The following is a 23,265-nucleotide window of genomic DNA, read 5'->3' as shown; positions in this document are numbered from 1 at the left end:
CGGGGGTGAACGACCGGTTCGGGGCGTGTCGGAGTCTTCGGGCACATGGCTGATTTGTACCGCGCAGCACCGACACTGAGCGGAGCTTGCGGAGCGAATTAACAAGCACTGCTGGCTGGGAGGCATGATCGGGCGCATGCGTTTCCGCCCCGTCTCGCCTGACCTGCTGATCACCGAGGTGACCGAGACGATCATCACCCGCGCGGGCGATGAGTGGACGAGAGTGGGCGTCGACGGTGCCCCGCCCGCCGAGCCGGGCGCGTTCGCCGACCGGCTCGGCAGCGCGCTGCGGCTGGCGGGCAGGCCGGTACGGCGGGTGTCCACGCGGGACTTCCTGCGGCCCGCCTCGCTGCGGTTCGAGCGGGGCAGGACCGACCCCGACGCCCGCCACGACGACTGGCTGGACCTCGGTGGGCTCATGCGTGAGGTGTTCGAGCCACTGACCCCCGGCGGCTCCGGGCGGATCCTGCCCAGCCTGTGGAACGCCGAGACCGACCGCGCCACCCGCGCGGCGTACGTGGACCTGCCGCCCGGTGGCGTGCTGGTGCTCGACGGTGAGCTGCTGCTCGGCCGTGGCCTGCCGTTCGACTGTGCCGTTCACCTCTGGCTCTCCCCCGCCGCGCTGCGCAGGCGCACCGCGGAAGCCGACGCGTGGTCCCTGCCCGCGTTCGAGCGGTACCACTCGACCGCGCGCCCCCTGTACGCGGCCGACTTCGCGGTGCGGGTGGACGATCCGGCCCACCCGGCGCTGCTGGATGGATAGCAGTATATCGAACAGGTGAGCGAGTGTCTCGAGAGCCGCTGGCGAGCGGGTCACACGAGCGCGCGACTGTCGGTGCCGTGCGGCAGACTCAGGCCCGGCACTCGACAGTCCCGCTCGCAGGAGGAGAACACATGGCAACCACCCGCACCGCGAACGCCCACTGGGAGGGCGCGCTGCTCGACGGCTCCGGCACCGTGTCGCTGGACTCGTCCGGCATCGGCACCTACGAGGTGTCGTGGCCGTCCCGGGCGAACGAGGCGAACGGCAAGACCAGCCCGGAGGAGCTCATCGCGGCCGCGCACTCGACGTGCTACTCCATGGCGCTGTCGCACGGCCTGGCGGGCGCGGGCACCCCGCCGCAGACCGTCGACACCAAGGCGGAGGTGACGTTCCAGCCGGGTGAGGGCATCACGGGCATCCACCTGACCGTGCGCGCCAGCATCCCCGGCATCTCCGCGGAGGACTTCGCGAAGGCCGCCGAGGACGCCAAGAAGAACTGCCCGGTCTCGGCGGCGCTGACCGGCACGACGATCACGCTCGACGCCGAGCTGGTCTGAAACAGACGCGCTCCCCGGTCGTGTCCGCGGCTACGGTGCGGGCATGACCGAGGGGATGCGCCTGCGTCCGGTGACCGAACCGGACCTCGACACGCTCGACGAGATGTTCGCCGACCCGGAGCAGGTCGGCCTGTTCAACTGGAGCGGGTTCTCCGATCCGGGGATGTGGCGGCGGCGGTTCACCGAGAACGGGCTGCTCGCGGACGACCGCAGTGTGCTGATGGTCGAGGTGGACGGCACGGCCGTCGGGTTCGTGTCGTGGTACCGCGTGCAGACCGGGCGCACGGTGCACGTCTTCCAGTTCGGGATCAGCCTGTTGCCCGCCGCGCGCGGTCGTGGGCACGGGGCGGCCGCGCAGCTCCTCCTTGCGCGATACCTGTTCGCGCACTCCCCGGTCAACCGCATTCAGGCGATGACGGAGGCCGAGAACCTCGTCGAGCAGCGGTCGCTGGAGAAGGCCGGGTTCGTGCGGGAGGCGGTGCTGAAGGAGCACACGTTCCGCGACGGCGCCTGGCGGGACGAGGTGCTGTACCGGATGCTGCGCGGCGAGCTGCCCGCCTAGCGTTCGGCGTGCTCAGCCCGCGCCCCGTCCCGGAACGTCCTGGGCGATGATCCGACCACGCGGCGGAACGCGGTGCTGAACGCGCTCTCGGAGCGGTAACCGGTCGCGGCGGCCAGCTCGGAGATCGCGAGGGCGTCGCGCGCGAGACTCATGCGCCACTGGATCAGGTACTCCAGCGGCGTGGTCCCGGTCGTCACCGGCATCGTCGGGTGCGGCTGCCGGAATTCACGCGACGGCGAGCGGTTGTGGGGGTGAGGATGGCGGCATGGACCCCTCGATCCTGCTCACCTTCGCCCTCGCCTGTGTCGTGATCAGCATCGTGCCCGGACCGGACATGATGTTCATCCTCGCGAACGGGATCGCGCGTGGGCGCGCCGCCGGGGTGGTCGCGGCCGCGGGCATGTCGACCGGGCTCGCCGGGCACACGGTGGCCGCCGCGCTGGGGCTCGGTGCCGTGTTGCAGGCGGCGCCGATCGCGCTCGACGCGGTGCGGATCATCGGGGCGGTCTTCCTCGTGTACCTGGCGATCGGCGCGTTGCGGTCGGCCAAGGACGTCGCCGCGACCGCGCCCGCGGAGTTCGGCGGCCGGTCGCTGCGGCGGACCTACCTGATGGCGACGCTGGTCAACCTGTCGAACCCCAAGGTCGTGCTGTTCTACCTGGCGTTCTTCCCGCAGTTCGTGACCGAGGGCGGCTGGGCGATGCCGGTCCAGTTCCTGGTCATGGGCGCGATCCTGATCGTGGTCGGGTTCTGCGTGGACGCGGCCGTCGGGCTCGCGTCCGGCACGCTGTCGGCGCTGCTGCTGCGCAGGCCCGCGGTGCGGCGCTGGCTGAACCGGGTGTCCGCGGCCATCTTCGGTGCGCTGGCGGTGCGGCTGGTCGCCGACTCGGGACACTAGAGCAGTTCGGTGGTCTCCGCGGCGTAGACCAGCAACCGGCCAGGAGCGGGTGCCACGGTCATCGTGGTGCCCACCACCGGCTCCTCGTGTTCGGGCACCGTCAGCCCGACCAGAACCTCGCCGGGGCACTCCAGTGTCACGAGCGACGTCACGCCGAGGTTCTCGACGATGGACACCGTGCCCGTGATGCCCTCGGCCGCGGGCTGGAGGTACTCGGGGCGAATGCCCGCCACCACCTTCATGCCGTCCGCGACGGACAGCCCGGCGGGGAGCGCCAGCCGGGCGCCCGCCACCGACACCGCGGCGTCGGCCACCGTGCCGTCCAGCAGGTTCATCGGCGTGGACCCGATGAAGTTCGCGACGAACGTGTCCGCGGGCCGCTGGAACACGTCCTTCGGCGTGCCCAGCTGACGGATGCGGCCGTCGGCCATCACCGCGATCCGGTCGGCGAGCGCGAGCGCCTCCGCCTGGTCGTGTGTGACGAACACCGTGGTCAGGCCCAGGTCGCGCTGGAGGCGTTTGAGGAACGTGCGTGCCTCCAGCCGCAGCCGGGCGTCCAGGTTGGACAGCGGCTCGTCGAGCAGCAGCACGTCCGCCGCCATGGCCATGGCGCGCGCGAGCGCCACCCGTTGCTGCTGTCCGCCGGACAGCTGCGCGGGCCGCCGTTCCAGCAGTTCCGCCAGGCCGAGGCTCGCGGACGTGGACGTCGCCGCGTCCCGCTGCGCCTGGCGGGACGCCCGCCGCACCCGCAGGGGGTAGGCGATGTTCTGGGCGACCGTCATGTGCGGGAACAGGGCGTAGTCCTGGAACACCATCGCGACGCCGCGCTTGCCGGCCTCGGCGCGGGTGACGTCGCGGTCGCCGAGCGAGATCGTTCCCGACGACGACTGTTCCAGGCCCGCGATGGTGCGCAGCAGGGTGGTCTTGCCGCACCCGGACGGGCCGAGCAGTGCGAAGAACTCGCCGTCGCGGACCGACAGGTCCAACTCGTCGACCGCGCGGACCCCGTTAGGGTACACGGTGGACAGACCGGTCAGCTCGATCGACGTCATCAGGCCTTGATCCCTCCGTGGAAGCGGAACCCGTACCGCTTGCTGACGAACAGGTACAGCGCCACCACCGGGATCGCGTACAGCAGCGAGAACACCGGGATCACGGTCAGGTTCGCGCTGCCGCCCTCGTCCTTGAGCGTGCGCAGCAGCACGGCGGCGGGCTGTTGTTCGACCTCGCGCAGCAGCAGGAACGGCAGCAGGAAGTTGCCCCAGGCCTGCACGAACGCCCAGACCGTGATGGTCGCGATGCCCGGCCGCGCCACCGGGAGCACGACGTGGCGCAGCACCTGACCCGGTGAGGCGCCGAACACCCGCGCGGACTCCTCGTAGCTGCGGGGCACCGCGTCGACGAAGTCCTTCAGGATGAAGATCGCCGCGGGCAGCATGCCGCCCGCGATCACCAGCCCCGTCGCGTACTGCGAGTTGATCAGGCCGAGCTGGAACATCATCACGAAGATCGGCACCATCGCCGCGGTGCCGGTGACCACGCTGGACAGCAGCAACAGCACGTACAGCAGCGCGTCACGGCCCGGGATGCGTACCCGCGACAGCGCGTACGAGGCGAGCGTGCCGAACGCCGTGGTGACGATCGTGGCGACCGCGCACAGCACGATCGAGTTGACGAGCGACCCCAGCGCGTAGGGGTGTTCGAACGTGATGCGCCAGTTGTCCAGCGTCCAGTCCGGCCACCGCAGGCCGACACCGGGGTCGCTGTCGAACGGCGCGGACGCGAGCCACAGCATGGGGACGGCGAAGAAGGCCAGCACCACCGCGATCAGCACGGTGTACGCCGAGCGGCGCAGCATGGCGGTGAAACTCACGCGCGCCTCCGCAGCAACAGCAGGTACAGCAGCGAGACCAGCAGGTTCACGATCAGCAGCAGGAACGAGATGGCCGCCGAGTAGCCGAGCTCGCCGTTCGCGATGGCCTGCTGGTAGATGAACACCGGCAGCGTCTCCGACTCGTGGTTCGGCCCGCCCGCGGTGAGCAGGAACGGGGTGAAGTCGTTGGCCGTCCACAGGGAGATCAGCAGCGTGTTGGTCAGCACGTGGCCCCTGATGTGCGGGAACACCACGTCCCGCACGGTCTGCCAGCCGCTCGCGCCGACGGTCTTCGCGGTCTCCAGCTGGGAGGGTGGCACCGCGGCCAGCGCCGAGCTGTACAGCATCATCGAGAACGCGGTCCCGCGCCACGTGTTGAACACGATCAGCGACGCCATCGGGTACTCGACGAGCCAGGCAGTGGAACCGTTGCCCAGCAGGGCGTTCAGGGTGCCGCCGTCGCGGTCGAGCACGGCCGTCCACAGGTAGGCGACGACCACGCTCGGCAGGATCCACGCGAGCAGCACGAACGCCTCGACGGTTCGGCGCACCACGGGTTTCGCCGACCGCAGCACCCACGCGAGACCGAACCCGAGGAGGTTCTGGCCGAGCACGGCCGAGCCCATGACGAACAGGAGCGTCAGCCACAGCGCGTTGCCGAACAGGGCGTCGTCGAGCGCGTTCAGGAAGTTCTCGAGGCCCACGAACGACGGCGCGACCGACGCGGGGCCGGTGAGCGTGTAGTTCGTCAGTCCGATGTAGACGGTCCAGAGGGCGGGGAAGACGAGGAACAGCCCGATGAGCAGCAGGGCGGGCGACACGAACGCGACCGCCCGCCCCACGCCCAGGCCGGCTGAATCCCGTGTCTGATTGGTCGCTTCGCTCATCCCCGCCCACCTCCCCCGCCCACCTCATCGGCCGTCTTCCCTCGTCGCGTGCTCGGCGCTGGCGCGCCTGCGCGCGTTCCTCAGTCCAGACGGCGACCGCTCCTTCGCTCCGCTCCCGCCGCTAACCGCGCGCAACCTTGTCCTCGCCCACCGCCTTGACCAGTGCCTCCTCGTACGCCGACGCGGCCTCGTCCACGGACTTGCCCGCCACGATGTCGGCCGTCGCCTGCTGCAGCGCCGTGGACACCTTCGGGTACTCCGCGAGCCCGGGCCGGAAGCGGGTGATCGGCAGGACCTCCTCGGCGATGAAGCGCAGCATCGGGTCGTTCTCGAGGACCTCCTCGTTGACGTCGTCCCGCTGCGTGACCTGCGCGGTGTCACCGAGACGTGCCTTCGTGGCCGCCGCGGAGTTCATGAACTGGAGCAGCTCCCACGCCTGCTGCGGGTACTTCGTGTTCGGGTTGATCACGCGCACCGAGCCGCCGGACATGCTGACGAAGTCCTGCCCGCCGACACCCGAGCCGGGGTTCATGGCGGGGATCTTCGCCCAGCCGACGGCGGTGTCGCGGTCGGCCATCTTCGCCACGCCGACGGTCGGGTCGACGACGGAGCGCCAGAAGTAGTCGCTCTCCAGCAGCATGCCGATCTTGTTCTGGGCGAACAGCTCGAACGAGCGGTCGCGGCCCTTGGCCTCCTGCGCGAGCACCGGGTCGCCGAGCTTGCCCGCGTAGACCTGCTTGTAGAGGTCGAGGACCTGCTTGACGTTCTCCGTGGCGCCCTGCCACTTGCCGTCCTGGTGGACCTCGGCGCCGGTGCCGGCGAGCAGCGGGAGGACGCCCTGCATGGTGGTCGCCTCGGTCATCGCGGTGCCCGCGTTGAGCTGCACCGGGATGACGCCGGGGAGCTGCTTGAGCGAGACCGCGGCGGCGGTGATCTCCTCCCAGCTGGTCGGCTGCCAGTCCGCGGGCAGGCCGACCTGCGCGAAGAGCTTCTTGTTGAAGAAGATGACGCGGCCGTCGGTGCCGACGGGGATGCCGTAGCGCTTGCCCTCGTACTCGCCGACCGCCTGGACCGCGTCGGTGATCTGGCTCCAGCCGTCCCACGCGTCGACCTTGTCCTTGCCGACGACGTCGTCCAGCGGCTGGATCTGGCCGCCCTGCGCGAACTCGCCGAGCCAGATGCCGTCGACCTCGACGACGTCCCCGCCGATGTCGGTACCGAAGTCCAGCGCGATCTTGGCCTTGTAGTCGGCGTCGTCGACCCCCGTGCCGTCGAACTTGACGGTGACGTTGACGCCCTTGGCCTTCTGCTGCTTGGTGAACTCGGGAATCACCCAGTCGGTGATCCACGTGGCGGTGATGTCGTTCTTGCCGCCCGCGACCGCGTTGGCCGTGACGGTGAGCGTGACGTCCTTGGCGTCCGCGTTGCGGCCCGTGTCCGACTCCTGCTGCTGGCCGAGACACCCGGCCAGGGCCATCGTGGTGACCGCTGCGGCGGCCAGCGCCAGCGTGCGGCGAACTCGCATCTCGGCACCTCTCGTCATCGAGTCAGTTGGTCTTTCACCAACCGTGGTCCGAACGTGACGGAGATTAGTGCGAATGGCGGGCGTGTGCGAGCACGGCTTGGCGGCGATGTGGGAGCAGCCTGGGATGCGGCCCGGCGTGCCGGAGGGTCCTTCGGTGCGCTCGGCGGTGCGAGGGGTGGCCTCCGGCCCCCGGTAGCCAGCCCAGGTCGGAGGGCCGACAGTTCCGTGGGTCGTGCGGGTGGGTTGTGGACAACTCAGTGCGGGGTGCCCGCCAGCGCCAGGACCGAGCCGTCGTGGCCGCACAGCACGTGGCCGTGCGGTCCGGGTGGGTCGAAGGTGTCGCGGTCGAAGCGGACCTTGTGCGTGGTGTCCCGGCCAACGACGAGTGTGCCCGGCGCGTCCAGGGCGATCACCTTGCCGTCCACCGGCAGCAGGACCGGGCCGGTGCGGTCGGCCGACACGGCCGTGCGGCCCGCGCGCAGGCCCTCCAGCACCGCGGGCACCAGTTCGTCCGCGTTGCGGGCGTGGGAGTCCACGGCCACCCACGTCGTCGGGGCGCCGAGGTGTACACCCTCGTCGGGGCGGTGGAAGTCGCTGCCGCCGATCGGGGTGGCCTCGCTGCCCCACGCCTGCCACCACGCGACCGGGCCACCCCAGTTCGGGGCGTGCCAGCTCGAGTGCCACACCTCCGCGAGCGGTGGGTGCTCCGGCAGCGGGTGGCGCCACGCGCAGTCGCCGCCCAGCGGGTGGTTGATCGACAGGAGGCCACCGCGTTCGCGGACGGTCTTCACCCAGTTCGCGGCTGGTTCGCGGAAGTCGACCCAGCCGATGTCGCCGTAGGCGTTGGCGTGGCCGAACTCCGTGGTGATCTCCTGGCCGGGGATCAGCGCGATGCCGTAGTGGCGGCCGACCTCGGCCAGCTCGGCGTGGTGGCTGACCGTGTTGTGGTCGGTGACGGCCAGCGCGTCCAGGCCCGCAGCGACGGCTTCGGCGGCCAGTTCGGCGATGGTGAGGGAACCGTCGGAGTGCAGTGTGTGGGCGTGCAGGTCCACCGCGACCCAGCGCAGACCGGCCGCGGCGGGCAGACCCCGTGGCCGGGGCTTCGCGGGCACGGGTGGGTTCGGGCGCAGTGGCTCCGGCCGGGCGTCGCCGTCGGTGTCGATCGTGACGGTCACCTCGACGCCCGGCGACGGGATCCGGTGCAGGCCGAGGACGACGTGCCACTCCCCCGGCTCCAGCTCCCCGGCCACGTACCCGGGGGTGGCGGCGTCCGGGGTGATCACATAGCTCTTCCTGGCGCTGCCCGACCAGCCGCGCCAGCCGTTCGTGCCCTCGCAGCCCAGGTCGATGACGGCGCCCGACGCCGGGTCGAACTCGATGGTGACGGCGATGGACCGGCACCCGTCCGGCACGTGGAAGGGCAGTAGGGGCCAGTGCTTGTCAGCCCTCAGGTCGCGGGTCCAGAAGCCTCGGTGAGTCGTGATACCGCCCATGGGTAGATCCTGCCAGTAACGATCCGGACAGCGGAGGAGAGAATGGTCCCGCGTGGGCGCGGCTTCCGCCGCGATGATCGAGTGGACGGGGTAGCGTGCGAGCCGTGACGGATCCGGTAGACGTCCGCCTGCTCGGTGTGGTGGCCGAGATGGGCAGAGCAGCTGTGCACGAGGTCGCCGCCCGTATGGGAATGGACCCCCGGGAGGTGGCCTCGCGGCTGGTCGCGCTCTCGGCGACCGGGTTGCCCCTGCTCGTGGGTGTCGAGTGCGACCCGGCGCGGCTGGCCCAGGCGGCCGCCGCGGCCCTGGCCACCGCCTCCCCGCCGTACGGCGTGCAGAACCCGTACGGACAGCAGCAGCAGTATCCGCCGTCAGGGCCGATGCAGACGCCCTACCCGCAGCAGCAGCAACCCCAGCCGCCGCAGCAGATGCAGCCGCCGCAGCCCGGTCCCCTCGCCCCGCCGTCCGGGCCGCACTCCGTGCCGCAGCCGATGATGCCGCGCACGGGACCGCCGAGCGCGCCGTTCCCCGCGCAGTCGCTGCCGACGGGGCCGCCCAGCCAGCCGTTCCCGGCACCGGTTCAGCAGGCTCCGCAGCCGCCGGTGCAGGTCGAGGCGCCGGTCAGCACCTGGGGCCCGCCGCAGACGTCGACGTGGGCCCGTGGCGACGCACCGCCGCAGGACGTGACGCAACCCACGGTCCGGCCGGACCGGGCGGAGCCCGACGTGCGGCAGGGCAAGGTCGGGTCCGCGTTGCAGACCGAAGGACTCGAGGGCGAGCGGCTGTCGATCACGCTGGTGGAGGTCGTCGACCCGGCGGACTACCTGTTCACCGCGGCCGGGTACCGGCTGCAGGAGGGTGAGCGGTCGGTGGTCGTGCACACCGAGCTGACCAACCGGGGCTCGGTGGCGTTCCAGTCGCTGCCGGACCTGTACCTGGTGCTGGTGACGCCGGACGGCAAGACCATCTCGAAGGCGCCGGTGTCGTTGTCGTCGCGGCCGCCGCACCGGATCGGGGTGCCGCCGGGCGAGACGCAGGGCGGGCACACCGTGTACGTCGTGCCGGAGCACACGGAGATCACGTCGGTGCGCTGGAGTCCCCGACCCGACGAGGAGTCCCGCACGCTGACCTGGACCGTCGAGCCTTAACGTTCCGGTAATCGGAACATCTTGGCGACCCACGACCTGCGCTTCGGCTCCGCCCGTTCCTGGGGCTGACGCAGGACCGGGATCGGGTTCGTGGGCGGCTCGGCGCGGTGGCCGGGTTCGGGCCTGCGTGGCGGCGGTTGCCGAGTGTGGCGACCCGGGGGTTCGGGATCCGGTTCGACGTCGAACGGTGACTCCGGCGGTCCACCGCCGATCACCGGGGGCGCGACGCCGTCCTCGAGGAAGGGCTCCACCGGGTCGCCGTCGGCTCTGTCGCTGCGCACTCGCACCACCCCACCCTCGCTGGTTGCGCACCAAACTACGCGAAAACGGGCGGGAGTTGGAGGACCTCAGCTCTCGGCGGTGAGGCGGTCCAACGCTTTCCGCAGGTCCTCGGGGTACTGGCTGGTGAACTCGACCCACTGCCCGTCGGCCGGGTGGTCGAAGGCGAGCCGCCGTGCGTGCAGCCACTGGCGGGAGAGCCCGAGCCGCTTGGCGAGCGTCGGGTCGGCGCCGTAGGTGAGGTCGCCGACGCACGGGTGCTTCAGCGCGGAGAAGTGCACGCGGATCTGGTGTGTGCGGCCGGTTTCGAGGCGGATGTCCACGAGTGTCGCGGCACGGAACGCCTCGATCGTCTCGTAGTGGGTGACGCTGGGGCGGCCACCGGCGACGACCGCGAACTTGTAGTCGTGCCTGGGGTGCCGGTCGATCGGCGCGTCGATGGTGCCCGACGACGGGTCGGGGTGGCCCTGCACGAGCGCGTGGTAGCCCTTCTCGACCGTGCGTTCCTTGAACGCGCGCTTGAGGACCGTGTACGCGTGCTCGCTCTTCGCCACCACCATGATCCCGGTGGTGCCGACGTCGAGCCGGTGCACGACGCCCTGCCGCTCGGCCGCGCCGGACGTCGACACCCGCACACCGGCGGCCGCGAGCCCCCCGATGACGGTCGGCCCGGTCCAGCCGGGGCTGGGGTGGGCGGCGACGCCGACCGGCTTGTCCACGATCACGATGTCGTCGTCCTCGTGGATGACCGACATGCCCGGCACCTCGATCGCGGGTGGCGGGCCGCCGTCCTCGCGCTCCGGGTCCGGGATCGTGACCTCCAGCCACGCACCCGCGGTCAGCTTGTCCGACTTGCCCGCCGTGCGCCCGTCGAGCAGCACGTCACCGGACTCGGCGATCGCGGCGACCGCGGTGCGGGACAGGCCGAGGAGCTTCGCGAGCCCCGCGTCCACCCGCATGCCGTCGAGCCCGTCCGGCACGGGCAGGGTCCTGGCGGTCATCGGGCGTCCTTCTTGTCCGAGGTGCGGCGGCCGTCGTAGTCCCGGCCCAGCACCGCCATCAGCACGATCAGCGCGCCGCCGACACAGATTGACGAGTCGGCGATGTTGAACACGGGGAACGCCTCGCCGTTGGGCGCGAACGGGGACAGGAAGTCCACGACGTGGCCGTGCATGGCGCCGGGCGCGCGGAAGAACCGGTCGAGGAGGTTGCCGAGCGCGCCGGCGAGCACCAGCGCGAGACCGATGGCCCAGCCGGTGGACCGCAGCTTCGGCATCACCCAGATGATGCCGATGACCACTGCGAGCGCGATGAGCGTCAGCACCCACGTCATGCCGGTCGCCATGCCCCAGGCGGCACCCGGGTTGCGCACGATCTGCAGGTAGAACAGGCCGCCGAGCACCCGGACGGGCTGCTCGTGCTCGAGCCCGGCCAGCGCGAGCTGCTTGGTGATCTGGTCGATGACCAGCACGACCGGAGCGACGGCCGCGACGAGCCACACCTTCCTCGGTGGCAGCGGCGCCACGGGTGGCTCCGCGGTCTCGGGATCGGTTCTCGGCTCGTCAGTCACTCAGTCATTGTCCATGGTCTGTTCACAGACCGGACAGGAAGGCTGGCAGGGGCCGGGTGTCCCCGACCGGCGCGTACCTGCCGTCGACCAGCTCGTAGCGCTCCGCGGTGCCGTCGGTGACCAGCCGCCGCAACGCGGTGAGCAGGCGGTCGACGTGCTCGGCGGTGCTGCCGAGCCCGAGGCTCGCCCGCAGCGCGCGCCCCGTGGTGAGCCTGCTGACCGCGATGTGCGCGCAGAACGCGCCGTCCCGCACGCCGATGCCGTGCTCGGCCGACAGGTACGCGGCGACAAGGCCGGGGTCGTGGCCGTCGACGGTGAAGCTGACGACGCCGACGCGCGGGTTGTCGTCACCGAGGATCGACAGCTGCCGGACGCCCGGGATGCTCGCGAGCCCGGTACGCAGGCGGTCGAGCAGCTCCTCCTCGTGCGCGACCACCGCGTCCCACGCCGCGCCCAGCGTCCGGCAGGCGACCGCCAGCGCGTACGCGCCGACTACGTTCGGCGACCCGGCCTCGTGCCGCTCCGGCCCGAAGTTCCACGACACGGCACGGTCGGTGACCAGGCGCGTCGCGCCGCCGCCCGCGAGGTACGGGTGCGCGGCCCGCAGCCAGTCGGCCCGCCCGACGAGGGCGCCGGCGCCGAACGGGGCGTACAGCTTGTGCCCGGAAAGGACCACGTAGTCGACGTCGGCCTCGGTGACGTCGACCGGCCGGTGCGGCGCGAGCTGCGCGGCGTCGAGCACGACCCGGGCGCCGTGGCGGCGGGCGACGGCGGCGAGCCGCGCGACGGGCCACAGCTCACCGGTGACGTTCGCGGCGCCGGTGACCACGACGAGCCGAGGGCCGGTCGGCGTGGCGGCGAGCGCCTCGTCGAGGTCGCGCTCCACGTTCGCGGTCGGGGTCACCCGGTACACGTTGGGGCCGCGCCACGGCAGGAGCGCGGCGTGGTGGTCGGTGTCGAAGACGATCACCGAGGTGTTCTTCGGAAGCGCCCTGGCGAGCAGGTTCAGCGCGTCGGTGGTGTTGCGGGTGAAGATCACCTCGTCGGTGCGGCGGGCGCCGACGAACGCGCGGACCACGCCACGGGCGCGCTCGTAGACCTTCGTGGACACCTGCGAGGCGAACCCGGCGCCCCGGTGCACGCTGGCGTACCAGGGCAGGAACTCGTCGACGGCCCGCTGGACCGCGTCGAGACAGGGCGCGCTGGCGGCGTGGTCGAGGTTGGCGTACTGGACCTGTGTGCCGTCGGTGAGCGGCACGGTGAGCCCGCTGCCCGCGACGGACGGCAGGTTCGGCCTCGGTGCTTCGACCGCGGCTCGGGCGTGGGGGATCGCGAGCGTTCCGAACGGAGCTTGCGGAGTGAGCGTTGACACTGTCGGGCGCCTCCTGGGTCGGGGACCCCGTTCCCCAGGGGCCCGCGCTTGCCCGTCCGCGCTGCGCGGCGGGCCTGGTCCTCACCCGGGGCACCCCACCGCGGTTGGAGGGTTGCCGGTCAGCAAGCCGGGGCTTGGCAGAGTCAACTGCAGCTGACACTCATGACCTTCGTGAAGAAAAGGTAGCCGATGTTCGGTTCGGCTGTCCAACGGATGTGACCCTTGCCAGACTGTGCCGCATGGCTGACTACGACGTGCTGGTGCTGGGATCGGGTCCGGGCGGTCAGAAGGCGGCGATCGCCGCGGCGAAGCTCGGCGCGTCCGTCGCGTTGATCGAGCGGCGCAACATGATCGGCGGCGTCTGCATCCAGACGGGCACGATCCCGTCGAAGACGCTGCGCGAGGCGGTGCTGTACCTGACCGGCATGTCGCAGCGGGAGCTGTACGGGCAGAGCTACCGCGTCAAGGAGGACATCACCATCGGTGACCTGACCGCGCGGACGTCGCACGTGATCGGTCGCGAGGTGGACGTGATCCGCAGCCAGCTGGCCCGCAACGACGTGGACCTGCTGCCCGGCCTGGGCCGGTTCGTGGACCGGCACACGGTGCAGGTGGTCGACGGCACCGGCCAGGAACGCAAGGTCACCGCGGAGAAGATCGTGATCGCCACCGGCACCCGCCCGGCTCGGCCATCCACTGTGGCGTTCGACGACCAGACCATCGTGGACTCGGACGGGATCCTCGGCCTGGAACGGATCCCCCGCTCGATGATCGTGGTCGGCGCGGGTGTGATCGGCATCGAGTACGCGTCGATGTTCGCCGCGCTCGGCACCAAGGTGACGGTGATCGAGCAGCGGATGCGGATGCTGGAGTTCGTCGACACCGAGGTCGTGGAGGCGCTCAAGTACCAGCTGCGGGACCTCGCGGTGACGTTCCGCTTCGGCGAGACGGTGACCGCGGTCGAGCGGTACGAGAAGGGGACGGTCGCGGTCCTGGCGAGCGGCAAGAAGATCCCCGCGGACACGGTCATGTACTCGGCGGGGCGGCAGGGCGTGACCGACGGGCTGGACCTCGCCGCGGCGGGCCTGACCGCGGACAAGCGCGGCCGGATCACCGTGGACTCGTCGTTCCGCACCGAGGTGGACAACATCTACGCCGTCGGCGACGTGATCGGCTTCCCCGCGCTCGCGGCGACGTCCATGGAGCAGGGCAGGCTGGCGGCGCACCACGCGTGCGGCGAGCCGGCGCACGAGATGCACGAACTGCAGCCGATCGGGATCTACACCATCCCGGAGATCAGCTACATCGGGCGGACCGAGGACGAGCTGACCGAGCAGCGGGTGCCGTTCGAGGTCGGCGTGTCCCGGTACCGCGAGCTGGCGCGCGGCCAGATCATCGGCGACTCGTACGGGGTGCTGAAGCTGCTGGTGTCCCCCGAGGACCGGTCACTGCTGGGCGTGCACGTGTTCGGCACCAACGCGACCGAGCTGGTCCACATCGGACAGGCCGTGATGGGCTGCGGCGGCACGGTCGACTACCTCGTCGACACGGTGTTCAACTACCCGACGCTGGCGGAGTCGTACAAGGTGGCCGCCCTGGACGCGACGAACAAGATGCGGCAGATCAGCATGCTCACAGACTGACCGCTCGTACGAACAGGACAGTTCCAGGTCATCGGGCAACGTTTCGCCCTGCCGCGGCGAACTGCTGACCATGAGTCACCCGAATCCGGAAATCCCGCCACCGTACGTGCCGGTCCCGCCTCGACCGAGGCGGAGTCGCGTACCTCTCGCCGCGATCGGGGTCGTCGCCGTCGTCGTTGCCGCCGCGGCGGTCATCGTGGTTCTGGTCGGTGGGGCGGACAAACCCGCCGCGACCGGCGACAGCCCGGAGGCATTCGCCGCCACCCGTGACACCGAGACCACCACGACGACAACGACGACGTACACGCGCACGCCGTACGTCCCGAAGCCGGAGGACTTCGAACTGGAGGTACAGGTTCTCGAACAGCAGTGCTACGGCAGCGCGGGATGCAACGTGACGTTCCGGATCAGCGTCGCCTACAACGGCGACACGATCTACGACGGGGATGGTCCGTACACCGTCGTGTACAGCCTCACGGGCACCGACGATCCGTTCGTCAGCCGTTTCACCCTGCTTTCGCAGTATGAGTACTCGGCAACCGAAGAAATGGTGTCCACTCCGCCCGGCGCGAAGCTGAAAGCCGCCGTGACGCAGGTGTTCTGACCGGGTCAGATCCACGCGGCCGTCGGCGACGTACCTGGACACCACACCTAGTCCTCGCCGGTTTCGCCGCGCCAGCGGGCGAAGCGGCCCGCGCGGTCGACGGCGCGGATGCGGCGTTCGGTGGCGGAGCGGACCTGTTCGGTGGCCACGACCAGCAGCTGGTCGTGTTCCTGCACGCGGGTCGACGGGCCGGGGGTGTGGCCGACGCCGTCGCGGACCAGCAGGCTCACGGTCGCGCCCGCCGGGAGGCGCAGCTCGGTCAGGTAGACACCGTGCATCTTGGAGCCCTTCGGCACGGTGAACGTCAGCAGCACGGCACCCAGCTCGTCGAGCGGCGCCGCGTCGACGTCGACCTCGCGGGTCTCCCCCGTCTTCGCGAGGCCGAGCCACCGGGCGATCAACGGCAGGGTGCTGCCCTGGACGATCGTCAGCACGATGACCAGCACGAACACCGCGTCGACGAGCCGTTCCGCGCCCGGCACGCCCTCGGTGAGCGGGATCATCGCCAGCACGATCGGCACGGCACCGCGCAGGCCGGCCCACGACAGGAACGCCTGCTCGCGCCACGGCACGCGGAACGGGGTCAGCGACACCGCGACCGAGATGGGCCGGGCGAGGAACGTGACCACGAGACCGGCGACGAGACCCGGCACCACCGCGTCCAGCAGCCGGTTCGGCGACATGAACAGTCCCAGCAGGACGAACAGGCCGATCTGCGACAGCCAGCCGAGCCCCTCGGCGAACGACAGCGTGTCGTTGCGGTGCGGGAGCTTCGCGTTGCCCAGCACGAGCGCCGCGAGGTACGCGGCGAGCAGGCCGGACGCGTGCACGAACGCCCCCGAGGAGAACGCCAGCACCGAGACCGCGACCGTCGCGAGTGGATAGAGACCCGTCGCGGGCAGCGCCGACCGGCGCAACGCGTGCGCGCCGACCCAGCCCAGGGCCACCCCGATCAGCCCGCCGACCACCAGCTCGTACACGGCGAGCAGCGGATCGGTCCACGACGCGCTGCCGCCGGACGCCAGCAGCACCACCACGAGGTAGGCGGCCGCGTCGTTCATGCCGGACTCCAGCTCCAGCGCCCCGACCAGCCGTCTGCCGACGGAGATGTTGCGCAGCACGCTGAACACGGCGGCCGCGTCGGTGGACGCGAGGACCGCGCCCCACAGGAACGCGATCCGCCAGTCGAGCCCGAGGATCCAGTGCAGCGCGGCGCCGGTGACCGCGATGCTCACCGCCACGGCCACAGTGGACAGCACGACCCCCGGCCAGAACGAGGCCCGCACGTCCGACCAGCGCGTGGTCAGCCCGCCCTCGGTCAGGATCAGCACGAGCGCCGCGAGGCCGAGCGACTCGGTGAGCGACGCGTTCTCGAACTCGATGCCGATGCCGGCCTCGCCGAGCAGGACGCCGATCGCCAGGTAGAGCACGAGCGACGGGAACCCCAGCCGCACCGACACCCGCACCGCGAGCACGGAGATCAGCAGGACAGCGGCGACGGCCCCGAGCACCACCGAAAGCTCCTGGGCCACACCTTCCTCCTGACCGCCGCTGTGTCTGACATTCGATCCACGAAGTGGAAAATCCCGACGAACGAACCTACCGGCTCGACCGCCCCGTTGACACGCTGAGCAGGGCCGTCGACCCCCGGGAGTAGCCATGATCACGCGCCGAGTTCCGATCGTCGTGGCGCTGCTGTGCGCGACGATCACCGGCTGCGCCACCGCGACCGCCGTGCCGGAGCGGCTGGCAACCGTCGCACCGCACGCGGCTCCCGACATCCCCGTGGCCGACGTCCAGGCACACCTCGCCGAGCTGTCGCGGATCGCGGACGAGAACGGCGGCAACCGCGCGCACGGGCAGCCCGGCTACCGGGCCGGGCTCGACTACCTCAAGGGCAGGCTCGACGCCGCCGGGTACACCACCGCGCTCCAGGAGTTCACGATCGGCGGCGCGACCGGCTACAACCTGATCGCGGACTGGCCGGGCGGCGACGAGAACGCCACCGTGATGTTCGGCGGCCACGCCGACAGCGTCAGCGCGGGCCCCGGCATCAACGACAACGGCTCCGGCTCGGCCGGGTTGCTGGAGGTGGCGCTGACCGTCGCCGAGCAGAACCTGCGGCCGGCCAAGCACCTGCGGTTCGCCTGGTGGGGTGCGGAGGAGCTGGGGCTCGTCGGGTCGACCGAGTACGTCGAGAGCCTGCCGGACGCCGAGCTGGCGAAGATCGCGGGCTACGTCAACTTCGACATGATCGGCTCGCCGAACCCCGGCTACTTCGTGTACGCGTCGGGCAGCCAGCCGCCCGGCTCGGAGGCGATCGAGAAGGTGCTCGCCGACCACTTCGCCGCCATCGGCGTCCAGACCGAGCCGGTCGAGGTCGGCGGCCGGTCCGACCACGCCGCGTTCGCGCGGGCGGGCGTCCCGACCGGCGGGGTGTTCACCGGCGCGGAGGAGACCAAGTCCGGCGAGCAGGCGGCCAAGTGGGGCGGCACGGCCGGGGAGGCGTTCGACCCGTGCTACCACCGCGCCTGCGACACCCTCGACAACATCGACACGACCGCGCTGGACCGCAACTCCGACGCCATCGCCAACGCGGTCTGGACCCTCACCGGCTGAGCAGTTCGTCGAGCCGGGTCTGGTCGCCGGGCAGTTCGACGACCTTGTCCCGGCCCTTCTCCCCCACCACGATCGCGACGTCCTGCCTGCGGACCCCGAACGCCTTCGCGAGCGCCTTGCGGACGGCCTCGTTCGCCTTGCCCTCGACGGGCGGGGCCGTCACGGCGACGACCAGTGCGTCACCGTGACGGCCACCGACGGCGTCCTTCTTGGCGCCGGGCTTGACCCGGACCGCGAACCTCACGCCTTCGTGACGGTCACCGCGACCTCGATGCCGTCGCCGACGGTGCCCGTGAAGCCGCCCGCCGGGCCGTACGTGACCTGGTTCGCCAACGTCTCGCCCGCCAGGAACTCCTCGTACGCGCGCACCGCCGCGACCACCTCGTCCGGTGCCTGGACGGTCACCGTGACGCGGTCGGCCACGTCCAGGTTCGCCTCGCGGCGGGCCTGCTGGACCACCCGGACCATGTCGCGGGCGATGCCTTCCGCCTCCAGCTCCGGCGTGGTGGCCGTGTCGAGGACGACCAGGCCCGACGAGTTCGGCAGCTCACCGGTCGCGCCCCTGTCCGTGGCCACCAGCCTGCGCTGGAACTCGCCCGGCAGCAGCTCGATGCCCGCCGCGACGACCGAGTCGCCGGACGTCGTCCACTCGCCCGCCTTGACCGCGCGGATGACCTTCTGCGTGTCCGCGCCGAGGCGGGGGCCGCAGGCGCGGGCGTTGACCACCAGCTCGAAGTGGCCGTGGGCCGCCACGTCCGTGGTCAGCGTGACCCGTTTGACGTTCACCTCGTCGGCGATCAGGTCGGTGAACGACGACAGCGAGTCCGCGTCCTCCGCCGCGACCGTCAGCTCCGCCAGCGGCAGCCGCACGCGCAGCTTGTTGGCCTTGCGCAGCGCGAGCGCCGCCGAGCAGACCTGCCGCACGCGGTCCATGGCCGTCACCAGCGCGGCGTCGGCGGGCAGCAGGTCGTCCGACGGCCAGTCCGCCAGGTGCACGGACCGCTCGCCGGTCAGGCCGCGCCACACCGCCTCCGCCGTGAGCGGGAGCAGCGGCGCCACCACCCGCGACACGACCTCCAGCACCGTGTGGAGCGTGTCGATCGCGTCCTTGTCGCCCGACCAGAAACGGTCGCGGGAGCGGCGGACGTACCAGTTGGTCAGCGCCTCCAGGTACTCGCGCACCCCGGCGCACGCACCCGACAGGTCGTAGACGTCGAGCGCGGCCCTGGTGTCGACCACCAGCTCCTGCGTCTTCGCCAGCACGTACCGGTCCAGCACGTGCTTGGAGTCCGTGCGCCACTCGCCCTCGACGCCCTCGGCGTTCGCGTACAGCGCGAGGAAGTACCACGTGTTCCACAGCGGCAGCACGGCCTGGCGGACGGCGTCGCGGATGCCGCGTTCGGTGACCACGAGGTCGCCGCCGCGCAGGATCGGTGAGGACATCAGGAACCAGCGCATGGCGTCGGAGCCGTCGCGGGCGAAGACCTCGTTGACGTCCGGGTAGTTCTTGCGCGACTTGGACATCTTCTGGCCGTCGTCGCCCAGGACGATGCCGTGTGCCATGCAGTTGCGGAACGCCGGTCGGTCGAACAGCGCCGTGGCCAGCACGTGCATGGTGTAGAACCAGCCGCGGGTCTGGCCGTTGTACTCGACGATGAAGTCGCCCGGGTAGTGGTGCTCGAACCACTCGCGGTTCTCGAACGGGTAGTGCACCTGCGCGTACGGCATGGAACCGGACTCGAACCAGCAGTCCAGGACCTCCGGGGTCCTGCGCATCATGGATTTTCCGGTCGGGTCGTCCGGGTTCGGGCGGGTCAGCTCGTCGATGAACGGGCGGTGCAGGTCGGTCGGGCGCACGCCGAAGTCGCGCTCCAGCTCGTCCAGCGACCCGTACACGTCGACGCGCGGGTACTCGGGGTTGTCCGACACCCACACCGGGATCGGGCTGCCCCAGAAGCGGTTGCGGGAGATCGACCAGTCGCGCGCGTTCTCCAGCCACTTGCCGAACTGGCCGTCCCGCACGTGCCCGGGGACCCAGTTGATCTGCTGGTTCAGCTCGACCATGCGGTCGCGGAACTTGGTCACCGCCACGAACCACGACGTCACCGCCCGCTGGATCAGCGGGTTGCCGCAGCGCCAGCAGTGCGGGTACGCGTGGTCGTAGGTCTCCTGCCGCAGCAGCTTCCCGGCCGCCTTCAGGTCCCTGATGATCTGGCCGTTGGCCTCGTTGAGGACGTGCATGCCCTCGTAGGCGGGCACGGTGGCGTCGAAGCGGCCGTGCGCGTCCACCGGCGTGACCGGGGTGATGCCCGCCGCGTCGGTGACGACCTTGTCCTCCTCACCGTAGGCGGGGGCGATGTGCACGATGCCCGTGCCGTCCTCGGTGGTGACGTAGTCGGCGGCCAGGATCTGGTGCGCGTTCTCCGTGCCCGCGAAGAAGTCGAACGGCGGCGTGTACCCGCGGCCCAGCAGGTCGGCGCCCTTGTACCTGGCGACGACCGGCGGCTCCTCGCCCAGCTCACGGGCGTACGCGGCCACCCGGGCCTCGGCCAGCAGGTAGCGCTCGCCGTTCGCCTCGACGGTCACGTAGTCGACGTCCGGGTGCACCGCCATCGCGAGGTTCGACGGCAGCGTCCACGGCGTGGTGGTCCAGATGAGCGCCAGCTCGCCCGTCTCCAGCCGCAGGCCGACCGTGACGGCCGGGTCCTGGCGGTCCAGGTAGACGTCGTCCATCTTCGTCTCGGTGTTGGACAGCGGCGTCTCGCAGCGCCAGCAGTACCAGAGGACGCGGTAGCCCTCGTACACCAGGCCCTTGTCCCAGAGGGACTTGAAGGCCCACATGACGCTCTCCATGAAGTCCAGGTCGAGCGTCTTGTAGTCGTTGTCGAAGTCGACCCAGCGGGCCTGGCGGGTCACGTAGTCGCGCCACTGCTGCGTGTACTGCAGCACCGACGTGCGGCACGCCGCGTTGAACTCGGCGATGCCCATGTCCTCGATCTCGGCCTTGGTCTTGATGCCGAGCTGCTGCTCCGCCTCGAACTCGGCGGGCAGGCCGTGGGTGTCCCAGCCGAACCGGCGCTCGACGTGCTTGCCGCGCATGGTCTGGTAGCGCGGCACCACGTCCTTGACGTAACCGGTCAGCAGGTGCCCGTAGTGCGGGAGGCCGTTGGCGAAGGGCGGTCCGTCGTAGAAGACGAACTCGTTCGAGCCGCGGTCACCGGCCGGGCGCACGTCGACGGACGCGACGAACGTGCGGTCGGAGTCCCAGTAGTCGAGCACGGCCAGCTCGAGGTCCGGGAAGGACGGCTGCGCTGCGACGCCGTGGGCAGAGCCGCTGCCGGAGCCGTTGCCAGAGCCCTCGCCAGAACCGTGCCGCGCCTTGGGGTATGCCATCGGGGTCCTCGTGGTCCGTCGTTCGTGTGCGTTTCCACACGGGGACGACGTGACGCCGCGGTACCACCCCGCTTGCCGGCGCACGTGCGCGCCGACCTCTCGTTCACCGGCTGTGACGGGCCGACCCGTCCGGTTCTACTGAGGCCACGAGGCCCGTTCTTCCGGAGGCTCCCCGGTGATGGCCGGATCAACGCCTGCTACGTCAAGGATGCCAGAGCGCGCAAGCCGGTTAGCGCGCGGCCCGGTGCCTGGCGGCGAGGACCGCGTCCGGGCTGCAGCGGGCGCACGGCGTGAAACCGAGCTGGCGCGCCTCGGACACCGCGATCGGGATCGTCGGGCGCGGGCCGAGCCACGTGCAGGTCGCCAGGTGGTACCGGGGGTGCTCGTCGACCACGCGCACCTCGGCGGTGAGGTCCGCGACCACCAGCAGGTCGCTCGCGTCGGTCGGTTCCTCGTCCGGCTCCTCGTCGAACGAGGCGGGCGCGTCGGCCATGGCGGGCTCGACGGGCTCGATGTTCCTGGTCACCTCGGCGTCCGACTCCGGCGGCACCGGCGTGGCCCCGTTCCGGGACCCGGCAGGCGGCTCGCCGCCCTCCGGGTCACCGAACCAGTCGGCGTCGCCGCCGTCACCTCGGTCATCGCCTCGCTCACCGGGCTGGTCGTCGCGGTGGCCACCCACCGTGACCACCGTGGGCTTGCCGGCCTCCTTCGCGCGGGCCTTGCGTCTGCCGCTCAGCCAGTCGGCGACCAGGAGTCCCGCCGCCAGCACGCTCACCACGACGGAGACCCAGGCCCACAGCGTGTTGGCCGTGGTGAGCGCGGCGATGAGCAGCCCGAGGGCAGCCACCACCAGCGCCAGGACGATGTACAGCACTGGTCAGTCAGTCGGGGTTACGACTCAGCCGGCTTCGGCGCGCGGACCGAACGCGTAGCCCTGCTGGCCCGACGACCTGCTGCCCTCCGAGGACGACGAACCCGTGGTCGGCGCGGCGGAACCCCGGTCGCCCAGCTCGCGCAGGCTCGACTCGAGGAACGTCTTCAGTCGCGTGCGGTACTCGCGTTCGAACGTGCGCAGCTCGTCGATCTTCTTCTCGAGCGCCGTGCGCTCGGCCTGGACCTGCCCGATGACCTCGGCGTGCTGCCGCTGCGCCTCGCGCTCCAGCGTGGTGGCCTTGTCGCGGGCCGAACGCTCAAGGGTCTCGGCGCGGGTGCGCGCGTCGTTGAGCATGGTCTCGGCACGCGTGCGCGACTCGTTGATCATGGTGTCCGACTTGGCGCGGGCGTCGGACAGCAGCTGCTCGGACTTGGTGCGCGCCTCGGCGAGCATGCCGTCGGACTCCGCCTTGGCCTCGCCGGTGAGCCGGTCCGCCATCTCCTGGGCGAGCCCGAGCACCTTCGCGGCCTGGACGTGATGATCGCCACCGGACGAGCCGGGGGAAGTCTGCTCCAGTGCGCTCGGCGGCGGCACCGGCGTGAGCCGTCGCTCCTGGACCGGCTGTGGCGCGGGTGCGACCGAGCGCGCGTCCTCGATGTCGGCACGGGCCGACTCGAGCTGCGCGTCGAGCTGCTCGACCTGCGCACGCAGGTCGTTGTTCTCCTCGATCAGGCGGGACAGCTCGACCTCGACCAGGTCAAGGAACGCGTCCACCTCGTCCTCGTTGTAGCCCCGCTTGCCAATGGGAGGCTTGCTGAACGCGACGTTATGCACGTCAGCGGGGGTCAACGACATCTGATCACCTCACGCACTCAGGGGCTGCCTGTCCACCCGGGTTCCCCAACTACCCGGGATAGGCCAGTCGCATCAGTATGAACACGACCAACAGCAGCACCATAATCGATAGGTCCAGCCCTACGCCTCCGATCCGGACCATCGGTATCAACCGACGGACCAAGCGGACCGGAGGATCGGTCACTGTGTAGATGGTCTCCAGCGTCACCGCAACCCCGCCTGCCGGGCGCCACTCCCTCGAGAACGCTCGGACGAGCTCCACCACGACGCGCGCGGTCAGGAACAGCCAGAAGACGAACAGTACCCAATACAAGACAAGCCGGAGCGGATCCACGTGTCAACTCTGCCAT

Annotated in this window: 24 protein-coding genes and 1 riboswitch; of the genes, 8 read left to right on the top strand and 16 right to left on the bottom strand. The window is 70.9% G+C overall.

Going from position 1 to position 23,265, the window contains the following annotated elements; genetic code table 11:
* Positions 1 to 136: 136 nt before the first annotated feature.
* The 3 genes from ACIBVP_RS23940 to ACIBVP_RS23930 all read left to right on the top strand — a co-directional run bounded on the left by ACIBVP_RS23940 (position 137) and on the right by ACIBVP_RS23930 (position 1,882).
* Complete coding sequence (locus ACIBVP_RS23940; RefSeq protein ID WP_396108481.1) at positions 137 to 763, top strand: uridine kinase; 627 nt, start codon at positions 137 to 139, stop codon at positions 761 to 763.
* Between the two features lie 131 nt (positions 764 to 894).
* Positions 895 to 1,320, top strand: a complete 426-nt coding sequence (locus ACIBVP_RS23935) for an OsmC family protein (protein ID WP_396108480.1) — start codon at positions 895 to 897, stop codon at positions 1,318 to 1,320.
* Positions 1,321 to 1,363: 43 nt separating this feature from the next.
* Positions 1,364 to 1,882, top strand: coding sequence for a GNAT family N-acetyltransferase (locus ACIBVP_RS23930; RefSeq protein ID WP_396108479.1), 519 nt, complete (start codon positions 1,364 to 1,366; stop codon positions 1,880 to 1,882).
* On the opposite strand, the gene ACIBVP_RS23925 is transcribed toward ACIBVP_RS23930, so the two are convergent.
* Entirely contained in the window at positions 1,879 to 2,079 is a 201-nt protein-coding gene (locus ACIBVP_RS23925; protein ID WP_396108478.1) for a helix-turn-helix domain-containing protein, read from the bottom strand. The two genes, ACIBVP_RS23930 and ACIBVP_RS23925, sit on opposite strands and share 4 nt — an antisense overlap.
* A 68-nt stretch (positions 2,080 to 2,147) precedes the next feature.
* On the opposite strand from ACIBVP_RS23925, the gene ACIBVP_RS23920 reads away from it, so the two are divergent.
* Positions 2,148 to 2,780 (top strand): LysE family translocator, encoded by a 633-nt coding sequence (locus ACIBVP_RS23920; RefSeq protein ID WP_396108477.1) that lies wholly within the window; start codon positions 2,148 to 2,150, stop codon positions 2,778 to 2,780.
* Here ACIBVP_RS23920 and ACIBVP_RS23915 read toward each other — a convergent pair.
* From ACIBVP_RS23915 to ACIBVP_RS23895, 5 genes are all read right to left on the bottom strand, one after another.
* Positions 2,777 to 3,832, bottom strand: coding sequence for an ABC transporter ATP-binding protein (locus ACIBVP_RS23915; protein WP_396108476.1), 1,056 nt, complete (start codon positions 3,830 to 3,832; stop codon positions 2,777 to 2,779). The two genes, ACIBVP_RS23920 and ACIBVP_RS23915, sit on opposite strands and share 4 nt — an antisense overlap.
* Positions 3,832 to 4,653 (bottom strand): carbohydrate ABC transporter permease, encoded by an 822-nt coding sequence (locus ACIBVP_RS23910; protein ID WP_396108475.1) that lies wholly within the window; start codon positions 4,651 to 4,653, stop codon positions 3,832 to 3,834. Before ACIBVP_RS23910 ends, ACIBVP_RS23915 begins: the two co-directional genes overlap by 1 nt.
* A complete protein-coding gene (locus tag ACIBVP_RS23905; RefSeq protein WP_396108474.1) occupies positions 4,650 to 5,540 on the bottom strand; it encodes a carbohydrate ABC transporter permease in 891 nt (296 codons plus the stop codon). Before ACIBVP_RS23905 ends, ACIBVP_RS23910 begins: the two co-directional genes overlap by 4 nt.
* 121 nt (positions 5,541 to 5,661) lie before the next feature.
* Positions 5,662 to 7,065, bottom strand: coding sequence for an extracellular solute-binding protein (locus ACIBVP_RS23900; protein WP_396108472.1), 1,404 nt, complete (start codon positions 7,063 to 7,065; stop codon positions 5,662 to 5,664).
* A 254-nt stretch (positions 7,066 to 7,319) separates the two neighbouring features.
* The gene (locus ACIBVP_RS23895; RefSeq protein WP_396108471.1) at positions 7,320 to 8,558 is read right to left on the bottom strand and encodes a CehA/McbA family metallohydrolase; all 1,239 of its coding nucleotides are present in this window, start codon (positions 8,556 to 8,558) and stop codon (positions 7,320 to 7,322) included.
* Positions 8,559 to 8,707: 149 nt separating this feature from the next.
* On the opposite strand from ACIBVP_RS23895, the gene ACIBVP_RS23890 reads away from it, so the two are divergent.
* Complete coding sequence (locus tag ACIBVP_RS23890; RefSeq protein WP_396108587.1) at positions 8,708 to 9,706, top strand: AsnC family protein; 999 nt, start codon at positions 8,708 to 8,710, stop codon at positions 9,704 to 9,706.
* Here ACIBVP_RS23890 and ACIBVP_RS23885 read toward each other — a convergent pair.
* From ACIBVP_RS23885 to ACIBVP_RS23870, 4 genes are all read right to left on the bottom strand, one after another.
* Positions 9,703 to 9,987 carry a hypothetical protein gene (locus ACIBVP_RS23885; protein ID WP_396108470.1) on the bottom strand — a complete coding sequence of 95 codons (285 nt, stop codon included), beginning with the start codon at positions 9,985 to 9,987 and terminating at the stop codon, positions 9,703 to 9,705. The two genes, ACIBVP_RS23890 and ACIBVP_RS23885, sit on opposite strands and share 4 nt — an antisense overlap.
* Positions 9,988 to 10,053: 66 nt before the next feature.
* On the bottom strand, positions 10,054 to 10,986 hold the full coding sequence (locus ACIBVP_RS23880; protein ID WP_396108468.1) for an RluA family pseudouridine synthase: 933 nt from the start codon (positions 10,984 to 10,986) through the stop codon (positions 10,054 to 10,056).
* Entirely contained in the window at positions 10,983 to 11,555 is a 573-nt protein-coding gene (gene lspA, locus ACIBVP_RS23875; RefSeq protein ID WP_396108467.1) for a signal peptidase II, read from the bottom strand. Before lspA ends, ACIBVP_RS23880 begins: the two co-directional genes overlap by 4 nt.
* Positions 11,556 to 11,577: 22 nt before the next feature.
* Positions 11,578 to 12,927, bottom strand: a complete 1,350-nt coding sequence (locus ACIBVP_RS23870; RefSeq protein WP_396108466.1) for an aminotransferase class V-fold PLP-dependent enzyme — start codon at positions 12,925 to 12,927, stop codon at positions 11,578 to 11,580.
* 39 nt (positions 12,928 to 12,966) lie between these two features.
* A riboswitch (SAM riboswitch) is annotated at positions 12,967 to 13,095 on the bottom strand.
* Between the two features lie 71 nt (positions 13,096 to 13,166).
* On the opposite strand from ACIBVP_RS23870, the gene sthA reads away from it, so the two are divergent.
* The gene (sthA, locus tag ACIBVP_RS23865; protein ID WP_396108465.1) at positions 13,167 to 14,570 is read left to right on the top strand and encodes a Si-specific NAD(P)(+) transhydrogenase; all 1,404 of its coding nucleotides are present in this window, start codon (positions 13,167 to 13,169) and stop codon (positions 14,568 to 14,570) included.
* A gap of 70 nt (positions 14,571 to 14,640) precedes the next feature.
* The gene (locus ACIBVP_RS23860) at positions 14,641 to 15,174 is read left to right on the top strand and encodes a hypothetical protein (RefSeq protein ID WP_396108464.1); all 534 of its coding nucleotides are present in this window, start codon (positions 14,641 to 14,643) and stop codon (positions 15,172 to 15,174) included.
* A 47-nt stretch (positions 15,175 to 15,221) separates the two neighbouring features.
* On the opposite strand, the gene ACIBVP_RS23855 is transcribed toward ACIBVP_RS23860, so the two are convergent.
* On the bottom strand, positions 15,222 to 16,706 hold the full coding sequence (locus ACIBVP_RS23855; RefSeq protein WP_396108463.1) for a potassium/proton antiporter: 1,485 nt from the start codon (positions 16,704 to 16,706) through the stop codon (positions 15,222 to 15,224).
* 127 nt (positions 16,707 to 16,833) lie between these two features.
* Between ACIBVP_RS23855 and ACIBVP_RS23850 the strand changes: the two genes are divergently transcribed.
* Entirely contained in the window at positions 16,834 to 17,793 is a 960-nt protein-coding gene (locus ACIBVP_RS23850; protein WP_396108462.1) for a M28 family metallopeptidase, read from the top strand.
* Here ACIBVP_RS23850 and ACIBVP_RS23845 read toward each other — a convergent pair.
* From ACIBVP_RS23845 to ACIBVP_RS23825, 5 genes are all read right to left on the bottom strand, one after another.
* Entirely contained in the window at positions 17,783 to 18,037 is a 255-nt protein-coding gene (locus ACIBVP_RS23845) for a DUF167 domain-containing protein (RefSeq protein WP_396108461.1), read from the bottom strand. The two genes, ACIBVP_RS23850 and ACIBVP_RS23845, sit on opposite strands and share 11 nt — an antisense overlap.
* Positions 18,034 to 21,186, bottom strand: a complete 3,153-nt coding sequence (gene ileS / locus ACIBVP_RS23840) for an isoleucine--tRNA ligase (RefSeq protein WP_396108460.1) — start codon at positions 21,184 to 21,186, stop codon at positions 18,034 to 18,036. Before ileS ends, ACIBVP_RS23845 begins: the two co-directional genes overlap by 4 nt.
* A gap of 229 nt (positions 21,187 to 21,415) precedes the next feature.
* A complete protein-coding gene (locus ACIBVP_RS23835) occupies positions 21,416 to 22,060 on the bottom strand; it encodes a hypothetical protein (RefSeq protein WP_396108459.1) in 645 nt (214 codons plus the stop codon).
* 24 nt (positions 22,061 to 22,084) lie between these two features.
* The gene (locus ACIBVP_RS23830; RefSeq protein WP_396108458.1) at positions 22,085 to 22,915 is read right to left on the bottom strand and encodes a DivIVA domain-containing protein; all 831 of its coding nucleotides are present in this window, start codon (positions 22,913 to 22,915) and stop codon (positions 22,085 to 22,087) included.
* Positions 22,916 to 22,964: 49 nt separating this feature from the next.
* Positions 22,965 to 23,249 carry a YggT family protein gene (locus ACIBVP_RS23825; protein ID WP_396108457.1) on the bottom strand — a complete coding sequence of 95 codons (285 nt, stop codon included), beginning with the start codon at positions 23,247 to 23,249 and terminating at the stop codon, positions 22,965 to 22,967.
* Positions 23,250 to 23,265: the final 16 nt, after the last annotated feature.

Origin of the sequence: Actinophytocola sp. NPDC049390, assembly GCF_044466355.1 — a bacterium.
GTDB lineage: Bacteria > Actinomycetota > Actinomycetes > Mycobacteriales > Pseudonocardiaceae > Actinophytocola.
This window is presented reverse-complemented; position numbering and strand designations above follow the sequence as displayed.